The organism is Micrococcus flavus (genome assembly GCF_014204815.1).
Lineage (GTDB): Bacteria > Actinomycetota > Actinomycetes > Actinomycetales > Micrococcaceae > Micrococcus > Micrococcus flavus.
Genome location: NZ_JACHMC010000001.1, coordinates 1,307,824 through 1,320,866 on the forward strand (window position 1 = coordinate 1,307,824; position 13,043 = coordinate 1,320,866).

The following is a 13,043-nucleotide window of genomic DNA, read 5'->3' on the forward strand; positions in this document are numbered from 1 at the left end:
GTGCCGATCCCGGCCCGCTCCCGGTCCGGGGGTGGACCGGGTCCCGGGGGTCATGCGCCCCGGCGGATCACCTTGTGCTGGGCCGCCTGGGCCACGGGCCGGAGCACGATCTGGTCCAGGTTCACGTGGTGCGGGACCTCCACGGCGTAGGCGCACACGTCCGCGACGTCGTCGGCGGTGAGCGGCTTCTCGACGCCGGCGTACACCTTCGCGGCGGTGGCCTCGTCCCCGTCGAATCGGACGAGGGCGAACTCGTCGGTGCGCACCATGCCCGGCAGCACCTCGACCACGCGCACGTTGTGCTCGGCCTCCTCCAGGCGCAGGGCGCCGGTGAGGCCGTGCTCGGCGAACTTGGCCGCGTTGTACCCGCCGCCGCCCTCGTAGGAGACCAGGCCGGCGGTGGAGGACAGGATGAGCACCGTCCCCTCCCCGTGGGCGCGGAGCATCGGCAGGAGCGCGCGGGTGAGCTTGAGGGTGGACATGACGTTGACCTGGAACATCCACTCCCAGTCCTCGTCCCGCGCCTCGGCCACGGGGTCGGCGCCGTGGGCCCCGCCGGCGATGTTCACGAGGGTGTCCACGCCCCCGGCGGCCTGAGCTGCGGCGAGGACGCGGGCGACGTCGTCGTCCCGGGTCAGGTCGGCGGCCACGCCCGTGATCGTGCCGGCCAGCTCGGCGGCCTCGGCCTCCAGCGACGCGAGGCGATCGGCACGGCGGGCCACCGCGAGCACGGACCAGCCGGTGCGGGCCAGGCGCAGCGCGGTGGCGCGGCCGATGCCGGAGGAGGCACCGGTGACGACGGCGGAGCGGCCGGCATGCGGGGCGTCGGCAGCGGACGGGACGGTGGCGGCGAGGTGCTCGGTCATGGCTTCAGACAACCACACGGGCACGCCTCGGGGACGCCCGGTCCGCCGCGTGTCGCATGGGAGGATGGGAGGCATGGCTGAGAACACGCAGGGCACAGACACGCCCACCGACGCATCGACCGCTCCGAGCACCGCCGCCGTGACGGTCCCGGACAAGCCGGCCCTGGAGGGCCTCGAGGAGAAGCTCACCGCCCGCTGGGCCGAGGAGGGCGTGTACGCCTTCGACGCGGACACGACGCGCGAGCAGGTCTACTCGATCGACACGCCCCCGCCCACGGCCTCCGGCTCCCTGCACGTGGGCCACGTGTTCTCCTACACGCAGACGGACGTGCTGGCCCGCTTCCAGCGCATGACCGGCAAGAACGTGTTCTACCCGATGGGCTGGGACGACAACGGCCTGCCCACCGAGCGCCGCGTGCAGAACTACTACGGCGTCCGCTGCGACCCCACGAAGCCGTACATCGAGGGCTACCGCCCGCCGGAGCCGCCCGCGAAGAACCAGCGCGACTGGGACGTCGTCTCCCGCAAGAACTTCATCGAGCTCTGCGAAGAGCTCGCGGTGCAGGATGAGAAGGTCTTCGAGGACCTCTTCACCCGCCTGGGCCTGTCCGTGGACTGGTCCATGACCTACCGCACCATCGACGACGTCTCCCGCGCCGTCTCGCAGCGCGCCTTCTTGAAAAACTTCGCCGACGGCGACGCCTACCTCTCCGAGGCCCCCACCATGTGGGACGTCACCTTCCGCACGGCCGTGGCCCAGGCCGAGCTCGAGGACCGCGAGGTCCCCGGCGCCTACCACCGCTACGCGTTCACCGCCGCGGACGGCGAGCAGGTGTTCATCGAGACCACGCGCCCCGAGCTGCTGGCCTCCTGCTCCGGCCTCGTGGCCCACCCGGACGACGCGCGCTACCAGCACCTGTTCGGCACCACCGTCACCTCCCCGCTGTACGGCGTCGAGGTGGAGGTGTTCCCCCACGCGCTGGCCAAGCCGGACAAGGGCTCGGGCATCGCCATGGTCTGCACCTTCGGCGACCTCAACGACGTCACGTGGTGGCGCGAGCTGCAGCTGCCCACCCGCACGCTGATCGGGCGGGACGGCCGGTTCGCTGCGGACGTGCCCGAGTGGATCACCTCGGAGGAGGGCCGGAGGGCCTACGAGGAGACCGTGGCCGGCAAGACCGTGTTCTCCGCCAAGCAGGGCGTGGTGGACGCGCTGGTGGCCGCCGACCTGCTGGACGGCGAGCCGAAGAAGATCATGCACGCGGTGAACTTCTACGAGAAGGGGGACAAGCCCCTCGAGGTGGTCACCTCCCGCCAGTGGTACATCCGCAACGGCGGCCGCGACGCCGACCGGCGCGAGGGCCTGATCGCCCGCGGCCGGGAGCTGGCCTGGCATCCGGAGCACATGCGCCACCGCTACGAGAACTGGGTGGAGGGCCTCAACGGGGACTGGCTGGTGTCCCGCCAGCGGTTCTTCGGCGTCCCGATCCCGGTCTGGTACCCCCTCGACGCCGAGGGCGAGCCCGTCTACGACTCCCCCATCGTCCCGGCGGACGAGTCGCTCCCGGTCGACCCGATCGCCGAGACCGCCCCGGGGTACGCGGAGGACCAGCGCGACGTGCCCGGCGGGTTCACCGGCGACCCGGACGTGCTCGACACATGGGCGACGTCGTCGCTCACCCCGCAGATCGTGGGCCGCTGGAGCCGCGACGAGCGGTTCTTCCAGAACGTGTTCCCGTTCGACCTGCGCCCGCAGGGCCACGACATCATCCGGACCTGGCTCTTCTCCACCGTGGTCCGCGCCGACGCGCTCAACGGCTCCGTGCCGTGGACGGACACCGCCCTCTCCGGCTGGATCCTGGACCCGGACCGCAAGAAGATGTCCAAGTCCAAGGGCAACGTGGTGGTCCCCACGGACATCCTGGACGAGTTCGGCGCCGACGCCGTGCGCTACTGGGCCTCTTCGGCCCGTCTCGGCGCGGACACCGCGTACGAGGTCGCGCAGATGAAGATCGGCCGTCGCCTGGCCATCAAGCTGCTCAACGCCGCCAAGTTCGTCCTCAACCTGGGCGCCACCCAGGACGCCGTGGTGCGCTCCGCCGAGGACGCCGCCGTCGTCGTCAACCGCCTGGACCAGGCGCTCCTGGCCCGGCTGGCGGAGACCGTGCGCCAGGCGACCGCCGCGTTCGAGGCCTACGACTACGCCCGCGCCCTCAACGTGACCGAGTCCTTCTTCTGGCAGTTCACGGACGACTACGTGGAGCTGATCAAGGACCGCGCGTACGGAGGCCACGGCGAGGACGAGCAGGCCTCCGTGGTGGCCACCCTGGCCACCACCCTGGCCACCCTGCTGCGTCTGCTGGCGCCGTTCCAGCCGTTCGCCACCGAGGAGGTCTGGAGCTGGTGGCGCACCGGCTCCGTCCACCGCGCGCCGTGGCCGGGGCTGCCGGAGGAGCTCTCCGGGCTGCAGGCGGCCTCCTCCGCCGGCGACCCGCTCGTGCTGGCCGTCGTGGCGCAGGCCCTGGGCGGCATCCGCAAGGCCAAGTCCGAGGCGAAGGTCAAGCAGCGCACCGCGGTGCGCACGGCCACCGTCACCGCTCCGGGGGCGCAGCTCGAGGCCCTGCGCGGCGGCGTGCAGGACCTCAAGGCGGCCGGCAACGTGGCCGAGCTGACCCTGGTCGAGGGCGGCGAGGAGCTCACCGTCTCCGACGTCGAGCTCGCCCCCGCCGAGGAGGCCTGAGGCCCCGCCTCCTCGACGACGACGGCCCCTCACCCGCGCGGGTGAGGGGCCGTCGCCCGCTCCGGGCCGCCTGGGCCATGGTGTGGCGGGCGGGCCGGACGTCTCAGATCGACGGCGCCACCAGCGTCGTGAGCGTGCGGGGACCCGGCTGCCACAGCAGGAGCCGGTCGGCGACGATCTCCCGGGGGGTCAGGGGCGCCACGAAGGCGAGCACTCCGCCCACGTCCTGTCTCGGGACCCGACGGGCCAGGCTGAGGTGCGGGATCCACGGCCGGAAGGCGGTGGGGTCCCGCTGCGCCGCGCGCCGCTCCACCGCCAGGGCCAGGTCCGCCTGAGCCTCCAGCAGCCAGGCCACGGTGGGCCGATCCCGACCGAAGAGCACGGTGCCGCCGACGCGCAGCGGTGCCGGCAGCAGCGGACCCACGACCGCGGCGGCGTCGGCGGCCTCGTCGCCCGTGATCATCCCGCCCGGTGCGGCCGGGGACGGCAGGGTGACATGGGGGGCGTTGGACGCGGACCGGTGGTCGGCCTGCGAGGGCAGCCCAGCGGCCCGCAGGGCCTCCCACACGTCGCGCACGAGGGCGTCGTCCGCGGCGGACAGGCGGAGCTCGAGGGCGTCGACGGGCATGGCGCTCAGGCCTCCGTCCCGGTGCCCGCCGGCAGCCACGGCGCGGCCGCCTCCCCGTGGGCCCTGCGGCGGTCCGGATCCATGCGCTCCCACTGCGCGACGATCATGGCGGTGCGGCGGTTGGCACGGAACAGCTCCAGGTGGTCGTCCACGAACGACCAGTAGAGCCCGTCCCAGGCGGCGGTCCAGGGGCCCGCGTCGATGTCCGACATGGATCGGAGGTAGCGGGATCCGGAGATGTAGGGCTTGGTGGTGGCGGCGTCGCCCGCCGCGAACTGGCTCATCGCGTACACGTTGGGCACCATCACCCAGTCGTAGGCGTCCACGAACATGGCCGCGAACCATGCGTACACCGCGTCCGGGCGCACCCGCTGCAGCAGCAGCACGTTCCCCAGCACCATGAGACGTTCGATGTGGTGGGCGTAGCCGTGTCCAGGACACGCCGGATCACGTGGTCCACGAGGTCGAGGCCCGTGGATCCGTCCCACCAGCCGGGAGGAAGATCCCGGGTGAAACCCAGCTGGTCGGCCGTCCGCAGCGCGCGCCCGCGCACGTGGTACAGCCCCCGCATGTACTCCCGCCACCCGATCAGCTGCCGCACGAACCCCTCGAGCGACGGCAGGTCCACCGGCTCGCGGGCATGCTCGGTGAGGACCGCGTCGAGCGCCTGGTCCGGCGTGAGCAGCCCTGCGTTCAGCGCGGGGGTGAGCACGGAGTGGTACACGAACGGGTGCGCCGTGGCGATCGCGTCCTCATACGGGCCGAAGGTGCGCAGGCGCTCCTCGACGAACTGGTCCAGCAGGGCGCGGGCCTCGTCGGGGGCCGTGGGCCAGCAGAACGTGGCCGGGTCGCCGGGGGCGTCCGGGAACTCCTCGCGCACCCACGCGATGGCGGCGACGACGTCGGGGTCCTCGGGCTCGACGAGCGTCACCGGGGGCGGCTGATGCCCCCGCGGCAGCCGCTTGCGGTTCTCCGTGTCGAAGGACCACCGCCCGCCCGCCGGGGAGCCGTCCGCCCCCACGAGCACACCGAGCCGGCGCCGCTGCCACCGGTAGAAATCCGCCATGCGCGGGGACGCGCCGCCGAGCTGCTCCCAGAGGCTGCTCCGGTCCGTGAGGAAGCCCGGCGATTCGAGGACGTCCCCGGGACGCAGGGTGATGCCGGCATCGACGAGGGCCGCGGTGATGTCCCGGGACATCCAGTCGTCCACCACGTCCACGCAGGTGACGCGCTCCACGCCGAGTCGGCGCAGCAGAGCGGTGAGCTGGCTCCGGCTGCTGCGATCGCCGCGCGAGTCGAGGACGTGGACCGTCCGCCCACGGCTGCGCGCCCGCCGGGCGAACCGGCGCAAGGACGCGCGGTGCAGGACGAGCTTGTGTGCGTGGAACGGCAGCTGCCGGATGAGCAGGTCGTGCTCGAGCAGGATCAGATCCGCCTCCGGCGCCGTGTCGAGCTGGGCGTCGAACAGCTGGTGGGGCAGCACGAGGTGAGCGGTGGCGGGCATGGCACCACGCTGGGCGGCGGGCCGGTGTGGGGGCACGCGCGGCCGGTCGCCGCGCACCGGCCGCCCGGCCCGCACCACCGTCGGCCCGCCGCTCAGTCGAACTGCGGGTCCGTAGTGCGGGCGCGCTTGATCTCGTAGAAGTACGGGAAGCGGGCCAGAGCAAGGGCGCCGTCGAAGATCTCCCCCGCGGTCTCCCCGCGCGGGATGCGGGTGAGGACGGGGCCGAAGAACGCGGTGCCCTCGAAGGCGACCACGGGCGTGCCGACGTCGTTGCCGACCAGTTCCTCGGCGGCGCGCTGCTTCGCACGCAGCTCGTCGTCGCCGGCGTCGGACCCGGTGGCGGCGAGGATCGGGGCCGGGTCCCAGCCGAGGCCCTCGGCGGCGGCGGTGATGGCCGTGGGGTAGTCCTTCACACCCTCGGTGTGGATCTTCGTGCCGAGGGCGGCGTACCAGTCCCCCAGCTGCTCGGGACGCTCCCGTCCCACGTGCAGGGTGGCGCGGGCCGGGACCAGGCCGCGGTCCGTGGCGGCGCGATAGTCCGGGTCCAGATCGCGGCCCTCGTTGAGCATGTAGAGGGACATCTGCCGGAAGCGCACCTCGACGTCCCGGACCTTCTCCACTTCGAGGATCCACCGGGAGGTGATCCAGGCGAACGGGCAGGTGGGGTCGAAGTAGAAGTCGACGGCGGGGGTGCCGGTGCTCTCGGCCATGGCGGCGTCCTCTCGGGTGGGGTCGTGGAGTCGGAGCGTGGATGCTCCTTGGCGGGGCCAACGTCCCCGCCGGGCGATCTATGCCGAGCGGGCGAGGATCACGCGGACCGGCGGCGGCGCTTGCGCTCCACCTCGGCCGGGATCAGGACCGGTTCGGCCTCCCCGCGGACCACGTCACCGGAGATGACCACGGTGCCGACGTCCTCGCGGGAGGGCAGCTCGAACATGACGGGCTTGAGCACGTCCTCCATGATGGAGCGCAGGCCGCGGGCGCCCGTGCCACGGGCCTCGGCCTGCTCCACGACGGCGTCCAGGGCGTCCGGCTCGAACTCGAGCTCCACGCCGTCCATGAGGAACAGCTTCTGGTACTGCTTGAGGAGGGCGTTCTGCGGCTCCGTGAGCACCCGGACGAGCTGCTCGTGGGAGAGGTCCTCGACCGTGGTGATCACGGGCAGGCGGCCGATGAACTCGGGGATGAGGCCGAACTTCAGCAGGTCCTCGGGGCGCACGTCCGCGTAGCTGACCTCCCCCGAGCCGAGGTGGTTCAGCGGGGCCCCGAAGCCGATGCCCTTGCGTCCGGCGCGGGAGCCGATGATCTCGTCCAGGCCTGCGAAGGCGCCGGCCACGATGAACAGCACGTGGGACGTGTCGATCTGCAGGAACTCCTGGTGCGGGTGCTTCCGCCCGCCCTGCGGCGGCACGGAGGCCACGGTGCCCTCGAGGATCTTCAGCAGGGCCTGCTGCACGCCCTCGCCGGAGACGTCCCGCGTGATGGAGGGGTTCTCCGACTTGCGGGAGATCTTGTCGATCTCGTCGATGTAGATGATCCCCTGCTCGGCCCGCTTGACGTCGTGGTCCGCGGCCTGGATCAGCTTGAGGAGGATGTTCTCCACGTCCTCGCCCACGTAGCCGGCCTCGGTCAGGCTGGTGGCGTCCGCGACCGCGAACGGCACGTTGAGCATGCGCGCGAGGGTCTGGGCGAGGTAGGTCTTGCCGGAGCCGGTGGGGCCGACCATGAGGATGTTGGACTTGCCGACCTCCACGTCCGCCAGGTCGTCCCGCTCCTCAAGGCGATCGGCGAGGTCTCCCCCGCGCAGCTGGTGTCCGCGCACGCGCTTGTAGTGGTTGTACACCGCGACGGCGAGCGAGCGCTTGGCGGCCTCCTGGCCGATCACGAACCGCTCGAGGTGGTCGAAGATCTCCTGCGGGGTGGGCAGGGTCAACTCGTCCGACTCGGTGGCCTCGCCGAGCTCCTCCTCGATGATCTCGTTGCACAGCTCGATGCACTCGTCGCAGATGTAGACCCCGGGTCCCGCGATGAGCTTGCGCACCTGCTTCTGGCTCTTTCCGCAGAACGAGCACTTCAACAGGTCAGCGCTCTCGCCGATGCGCGCCATGGTGTCTCCTCGAGGTCAGGGGGGCCGGGGCGGGCCGGGGTGGGGCGCCGCCGTCGGGTCAGGGATCCAGGATACGCACGGGTCAGGACAGGTTGACCGCGTGTCGCGGCCGCGACGCGGTCCGCCCCGGACGGCCGGGGCCCCGCCGGCCGACGACGGCGGACGGGGCCCCGGGACGGGCTCGATTCAGGAGGCCGGGCGGGTGATCTTGCGGGAGGCGAGGACCTCGTCCACGAGGCCGTACTCCTTGGCGCCCTCGGCGGAGAGGAACTTGTCCCGGTCGATGTCCCGGGAGACCTCCTCGGGCGTGCGGTTGGACAGGGACGCCAGGGTCTCCTCCATCCACACGCGCATGCGGTTGATCTCGTTCGCATGGATCTCCAGGTCCGTGGCCGTGCCGCGGTCGCCCTGCATGGCCGGCTGGTGGATCAGCACGCGGGCGTTCGGCAGGGCCAGGCGCTTGCCGGGCGCGCCGGCGGCCAGCAGCACGGCGGCGGCGGAGGCCGCCTGGCCGAGGCACACGGTCTGCACCTCGGGGCGGATGAACTGGATCGTGTCGTAGATCGCGGTCATGGCAGTGAAGGAGCCGCCGGGCGAGTTGATGTACAGCGTGATGTCACGCTCGGAGTCCATCGCCTCGAGGACCAGCAGCTGGGCCATGATGTCGTCCGCCGAGGCGTCGTCCACCTGGGCGCCGAGGAACACGATCCGGTCCTCGAACAGCTTGGCGTACGGGTCCTGGCGCTTGAAGCCGTAGGGGGTCCGCTCCTCGAACTGCGGGAGGATGTAGCGGGCGCCCGGGGTGGGCTGGGTCGGCGTGCCGACGGGCAGGCCGGTGGGGAACTGGGTCATTCTGCTCTCCTGGGAGGTTCGGTCGGGGCGCGGCGGAGGGGGCTCAGCCCTCGACGCCGCCGCCGCCGGTGACGGAGGCCGCGCTCTGCGCGATGTGGTCGATGAAGCCGTACTCGAGGGCCTCCTGCGCCGTGAACCACTTGTCACGCGCGTTGTCCTCGAGGATCGTGTCGACGTCCTGGCCGGTCTGCTCGGCGGTCAGCTCCGCCATCACGCGCTTCATGTGCAGGATCAGCTGGGCCTGGATGCGGATGTCCGACTCGGTGCCCCCGATGCCGCCCGAGGGCTGGTGCATCAGGATGCGGGCGTGCGGGGTGGCGTAGCGCTTGCCCTTGGCGCCGGAGGCCAGCAGGAACTGACCCATGGACGCCGCCAGGCCGGTGGCCACGGTCACCACGTCGTTCGGGATGTACTGCATGGTGTCGTAGATCGCCATGCCCGCCGTGACGGAGCCGCCCGGCGAGTTGATGTACAGGTAGATGTCCTTCTCCGCGTCCTCCGCGGAGAGCAGGAGCAGCTGCGAGCAGATCGCGTTGGCGTTGTCGTCGCGCACGTCCGACCCCAGCCAGATGATGCGCTCCTTGAGCAGCCGGTTGTAGAGGTAGTCCTCGCGGAGCGTCGGGTCCACCGACGTCATGCGGGGGGTGATGTCCGTCATCACTGCTGCCTTCCTGTCGATTCGCGGTGCGGGCCGCCGTCCTCCGCGCGGGCGGCGGACGGATCCCGGATCGTGCTCGAGACTAGCCGCCGGGCGCGCGCCGCGGGGGTGAGGCGCGGGCGTTTCGCTGACGGCGTCGCTCCCTGGTCCGCCCGGGACGACGACGCCCCACACCCCGTGCGGGGTGTGGGGCGTCGTCGACGTGGGCGTCGGAGTCGGATCAGGCCTCGTCGGTCTCCACGGCCGGCTCGCCGTCCTCGGCATCGGCCGTCTTCTTGGCCGGGGCCTTCTTGGCGGCCGGCTTCTTGGCGGCGGCCTTCTTCTTGGCCGGGGCCTTCTTCTCGGCCTCCTCCTCCTCGGCGGGGGCCTCGTCGGACTCGGCGGCGGCGTCGATGGCCTCCTGGCCGCCCGGGGTCACGAACGCGGTCAGGTCCACGGCGTTGCCCTCGGTGTCGGTGACCTCGGCGTGCTCGAGCACCTTGGCCAGGGCCTTGCGGCGGCGCACCTCGCCCATGATCATCGGGATCTGGCCGGCCTGGTCCAGCATCATCGCGAACTGGTTCGGGTCCATGCCGTACTCGGCCGAGGTGGCCATGATGTACTCGATCAGCTCGCCCTGGTCCACGGTCACGGACTCGGCCTCGGCGACCTCGTCGAGGATGACCTCGTTGGCGAACGCCTCGCGGGTGTTCTTCTCGAGCTCCTCGCGGTGCTCGGGGGTGTCGTGGTCGTCGCCGGCAGCGTGGCCGCCCTGGGAGAAGTGCTGCTCGAGCTGCTCGGCGATCACGTTCTCGGGGACCGGGACCTCCACGAGCTTGCCCAGCTCCTCGAGGACCTTGTCGCGGGCCTCGACGCCCTGGCGGTTCACGGCCTCCTCGGCGGCCTTCTTCTTCAGGTCCTCCTTGAGCTCGGCGATCGTGTCGAACTCGGAGGCCAGCTGGGCGAAGTCGTCGTCGGCCTCGGGCAGCTCGCGCTCCTTGACGGCCTGCAGGACGAGCTTGACCGTGGCGGTCTCGCCGTCGTGCTCGCCGCCGGAGAGGGTGGTCTCGAAGGTGGCGTCCTCGCCGGCGGACAGGCCCTCGAGCGCCTCGTCGATGCCGTCGAGCATGGTGCCGGCGCCGACCTGGTAGGACAGGCCCTGGGCCTGGTCCACCTGCTCGCCGTCCACGGAGGCGGTGAGGTCCATGGTCACGAAGTCGTCCTTCGCGGCCGGGCGGTCCACGTCCTTGAGGGTGCCGAAGCGGGAGCGCAGGGCGTCCAGCTGGGCCTGCTCGTCCTCGGCGGTGGCCGCGGCGGGCTCCACGGTGACCTTGAGGCCCTTGTAGTCGGGCAGCTCGATGGTGGGACGCACGTCGAACTCGGCGGTGAAGGCCACGGGGCCCTCGGCCTCGTCACCCACGGGGGCCTCGGTGACGTCCACCTCGGGGCGGGAGATCGGGGTGACCTCGGCCTCGGCGACGGCCTGGCCGAACCAGGTGTTCAGGCTGTCGTTGACGGCCTGGTCCACGACCGCTGCGCGGCCGAAGCGCTGCTCGATCAGACGCGCGGGGACCTTGCCCTGGCGGAAGCCGGGGATCTGGACCTGCTGGGCGATGTCCTTGTACGCCTTGTCCAGCGCGGGCTTCACCTCCTCGAACGGCACCTCGACGGTCAGCTTGACGCGGGTCGGGCTGAGGTTCTCTGCGGTGGACTTGACCACGGACGGCTCCTGTTGCACTGGGGTTGTCGGTTTACTGTGACGTCGAGTCGGGGTGACAGGATTTGAACCTGCGGCCTCACGCTCCCAAAGCGCGCGCTCTACCAAGCTGAGCTACACCCCGTGGCGGACTCCGCGCCGGGTCGGCTCCGGCCGCGGCGCTGCGGGCACCCGAGACGCTGCCCGGAGGCAGACTGGGGAAGCCTACCGCGCCGCGTCGCCCGGGCGGGAATCCGCCGTGTGGAGACCATCCGATCTCGTGCCGGCGCGTCCGGTGAACCCGTCCATGGTCCGGTTGACGCCCAGCAGGTCCATGGTCGCGTCGAACGCCCGCACGGGAAGCGCTCGCAGCGGTGCGATCAGGTGCACGGCGGCGGGCATCAGGAGGCGGCGGCGACCGTCCTCCACCGCGTCGAGCACCGCCTCCGCCACCGCCTCGGGCTCGAGGATCGGCAGCAGGGCGGGGACGCGGGTGCGCACGCCGTCGAACATCCCGGTGGAGATGTAGAAGGGGCACACGGTGAGGGTGCCGACACCGCTGCCGCGCTGACGCAGCTCGGCCTCGAGGGACTCGGTGAACCCGACGGCGGCATGCTTGGACGCGGAGTAGTCGGTCTGGCGGGCCACGCCCACCAGCCCTGCCGCGGAGGCCACCGTCACCACGGTGCCGCGGTCCCGCTCGAGCATGCCGGGCAGGAACGCGCGGGTGACCCAGTAGGGGGCCAACGCGTTGACCTCGTAGGTCCGGCGGATCCCTGCCTCGGTGGCCTCCAGCAGCGGGGCGCCAGTGACCACGCCCGCGTTGTTCACGACGACGTCGAGCTGCCCCGCCTCGCGGGCGGCCGCGGCGACGGCGACGGTGTCCGTGACGTCCACCGCGGCGGCCTCCGCCCGGGCGCCGAGGGCGCGTACCTCATCCGCCACGCGGGCGCCGGCGTCGGCGTCCAGGTCCCAGAGGACGATCCGGTCGGCCCCGCGCCGGGCGGCCCCGAGCGCCATCAGCCGGCCGATGCCGGATCCGCCGCCGGTGATGAGGACGCTTCGTCCGCGCAGCGGGAGTGCGCGCGGACGGGGGCGGCGGGGAAGGGGGATGCGCGGGGCCATGGGATGCTCCCTCGGGTCGGGCGGAGGCTCCGGATCCATCTCAGGACGGCGGCGGGCAGGCGCGGGACCTCCGCATGCTAGGGTGGTCGCCGCCGGTCTGCGCCCGACGCAGGCCCACGGGGATGTAGCTCAATGGTAGAGCCCCAGTCTTCCAAACTGGCTACGCGGGTTCGATTCCCGTCATCCCCTCCCCGGCGACGAAGGGTCCGACACCTCCGAGGTGTCGGGCCCTTCCTGCATCCCGGGTCAGTACTGCCTCAGGTCGACCGTGAACGTCATGCCGCTGATCACGACCGACGGCGCGATGCCGTTCGCCCTGACGCCGACATCGACGCGCGACGTGGGGCCGGCGTAGGTCACCGCCGTGGAGCCCGTGCCGTTCTGCGTCGGCACCGTGATGGGGTTCGTCCCCGTCGCGGCGCCGGAGTCGGCCACCGTGCTGGGTGCGGGGGTGAATGTGACGTATTCCTGGCCTCGGAGGTTGTCGTTGTTATCGGGGCCGGTGATGTCCGACACCGCGAAGGTCAGGTTCGTGACGCTGCGGCCGATCTGGACGGTCACGGTGTCGGCCTGATGGACGGTGAGCTGTGTGGCAGTGCGGGTGGTGTTGGGCGGCGCCGTGATGGTCACCGGAATGGTGGGGACGCCGGCAGGCACGTTCGCGCCGATCGGACGGGCCACACCTGCGGCGAAGTCCACCCGGTAGGTGTACGTGGGCGACGCCGCGGCGAGCGGTGCGGCCGCGACCGCGGCCACGACGGGGGCGCTCCAGGCGACCGAGCGGAGGATGGTGCCGCGGGAGACGGGACGGGCGAGCCGGGTCGGGCGGGGGCGGGGCGGCGGGCATGATGGATCCTCCAGCGGGGACGGGGCGGGGCGAGACGGCCA

Annotated in this window: 12 protein-coding genes and 2 tRNA genes; 2 read left to right on the top strand and 12 right to left on the bottom strand. The window is 72.0% G+C overall.

The genetic code is table 11. The features are described from left to right. Positions 1 to 50: 50 nt before the first annotated feature. Positions 51 to 866: an SDR family oxidoreductase gene (locus BJ976_RS06060; RefSeq protein ID WP_135027920.1), complete on the bottom strand. Its 816-nt coding sequence runs from the start codon at positions 864 to 866 to the stop codon at positions 51 to 53. Between the two features lie 73 nt (positions 867 to 939). On the opposite strand from BJ976_RS06060, the gene valS reads away from it, so the two are divergent. Beyond that, on the top strand, positions 940 to 3,606 hold the full coding sequence (valS, locus tag BJ976_RS06065; RefSeq protein ID WP_135027923.1) for a valine--tRNA ligase: 2,667 nt from the start codon (positions 940 to 942) through the stop codon (positions 3,604 to 3,606). 103 nt (positions 3,607 to 3,709) lie between these two features. On the opposite strand, the gene BJ976_RS06070 is transcribed toward valS, so the two are convergent. From BJ976_RS06070 to BJ976_RS06110, 10 genes are all read right to left on the bottom strand, one after another. Beyond that, positions 3,710 to 4,234 carry a 2'-5' RNA ligase family protein gene (locus BJ976_RS06070; protein WP_135027925.1) on the bottom strand — a complete coding sequence of 175 codons (525 nt, stop codon included), beginning with the start codon at positions 4,232 to 4,234 and terminating at the stop codon, positions 3,710 to 3,712. Between the two features lie 5 nt (positions 4,235 to 4,239). Continuing rightward, positions 4,240 to 4,620 (bottom strand): cryptochrome/photolyase family protein, encoded by a 381-nt coding sequence (locus tag BJ976_RS12010; protein ID WP_229667075.1) that lies wholly within the window; start codon positions 4,618 to 4,620, stop codon positions 4,240 to 4,242. After that, entirely contained in the window at positions 4,539 to 5,738 is a 1,200-nt protein-coding gene (locus BJ976_RS06075; protein ID WP_229667076.1) for a cryptochrome/photolyase family protein, read from the bottom strand. The genes BJ976_RS12010 and BJ976_RS06075 overlap by 82 nt, the downstream gene beginning before the upstream one ends. A 92-nt stretch (positions 5,739 to 5,830) precedes the next feature. Further along, the gene (locus BJ976_RS06080; RefSeq protein ID WP_135027927.1) at positions 5,831 to 6,448 is read right to left on the bottom strand and encodes a mycothiol-dependent nitroreductase Rv2466c family protein; all 618 of its coding nucleotides are present in this window, start codon (positions 6,446 to 6,448) and stop codon (positions 5,831 to 5,833) included. Positions 6,449 to 6,546: 98 nt separating this feature from the next. Further along, positions 6,547 to 7,845, bottom strand: a complete 1,299-nt coding sequence (gene clpX / locus BJ976_RS06085; protein ID WP_135027929.1) for an ATP-dependent Clp protease ATP-binding subunit ClpX — start codon at positions 7,843 to 7,845, stop codon at positions 6,547 to 6,549. Positions 7,846 to 8,031: 186 nt separating this feature from the next. Then, a complete protein-coding gene (locus BJ976_RS06090) occupies positions 8,032 to 8,697 on the bottom strand; it encodes an ATP-dependent Clp protease proteolytic subunit (RefSeq protein ID WP_135027931.1) in 666 nt (221 codons plus the stop codon). Between the two features lie 43 nt (positions 8,698 to 8,740). Further along, positions 8,741 to 9,334 (bottom strand): ATP-dependent Clp protease proteolytic subunit, encoded by a 594-nt coding sequence (locus BJ976_RS06095; RefSeq protein WP_135028504.1) that lies wholly within the window; start codon positions 9,332 to 9,334, stop codon positions 8,741 to 8,743. Positions 9,335 to 9,575: 241 nt separating this feature from the next. Beyond that, positions 9,576 to 11,054 carry a trigger factor gene (gene tig, locus BJ976_RS06100; RefSeq protein WP_135027933.1) on the bottom strand — a complete coding sequence of 493 codons (1,479 nt, stop codon included), beginning with the start codon at positions 11,052 to 11,054 and terminating at the stop codon, positions 9,576 to 9,578. 47 nt (positions 11,055 to 11,101) lie between these two features. After that, a tRNA-Pro gene (locus BJ976_RS06105) sits at positions 11,102 to 11,175 on the bottom strand. 80 nt (positions 11,176 to 11,255) lie between these two features. Further along, complete coding sequence (locus BJ976_RS06110; RefSeq protein ID WP_135027935.1) at positions 11,256 to 12,155, bottom strand: SDR family oxidoreductase; 900 nt, start codon at positions 12,153 to 12,155, stop codon at positions 11,256 to 11,258. 118 nt (positions 12,156 to 12,273) lie between these two features. Here BJ976_RS06110 and BJ976_RS06115 point away from each other — a divergent pair. Further along, positions 12,274 to 12,344: transfer RNA gene (locus BJ976_RS06115), tRNA-Gly, on the top strand. A 57-nt stretch (positions 12,345 to 12,401) separates the two neighbouring features. Here the strand turns inward: BJ976_RS06115 and BJ976_RS06120 are convergent. After that, complete coding sequence (locus BJ976_RS06120) at positions 12,402 to 12,911, bottom strand: hypothetical protein (RefSeq protein ID WP_135027937.1); 510 nt, start codon at positions 12,909 to 12,911, stop codon at positions 12,402 to 12,404. Between the last annotated feature and the right edge of the window lie 132 nt (positions 12,912 to 13,043).

Bases quoted from the DNA above. Each gene is read 5' to 3' on its own strand.
- BJ976_RS06095 (WP_135028504.1), bottom strand. From the start codon at position 9,334: ATGACGTCGGTGGACCCGACGCTCCGCGAGGACTACCTCTACAACCGG.
- BJ976_RS06080 (WP_135027927.1), bottom strand. From the start codon at position 6,448: ATGGCCGAGAGCACCGGCACCCCCGCCGTCGACTTCTACTTCGACCCC.
- BJ976_RS06075 (WP_229667076.1), bottom strand. From the start codon at position 5,738: ATGCCCGCCACCGCTCACCTCGTGCTGCCCCACCAGCTGTTCGACGCC.
- BJ976_RS06110 (WP_135027935.1), bottom strand. From the start codon at position 12,155: ATGGCCCCGCGCATCCCCCTTCCCCGCCGCCCCCGTCCGCGCGCACTC.
- BJ976_RS06070 (WP_135027925.1), bottom strand. From the start codon at position 4,234: ATGCCCGTCGACGCCCTCGAGCTCCGCCTGTCCGCCGCGGACGACGCC.
- BJ976_RS06060 (WP_135027920.1), bottom strand. From the start codon at position 866: ATGACCGAGCACCTCGCCGCCACCGTCCCGTCCGCTGCCGACGCCCCG.
- BJ976_RS06090 (WP_135027931.1), bottom strand. From the start codon at position 8,697: ATGACCCAGTTCCCCACCGGCCTGCCCGTCGGCACGCCGACCCAGCCC.
- clpX (WP_135027929.1), bottom strand. From the start codon at position 7,845: ATGGCGCGCATCGGCGAGAGCGCTGACCTGTTGAAGTGCTCGTTCTGC.
- valS (WP_135027923.1), top strand. From the start codon at position 940: ATGGCTGAGAACACGCAGGGCACAGACACGCCCACCGACGCATCGACC.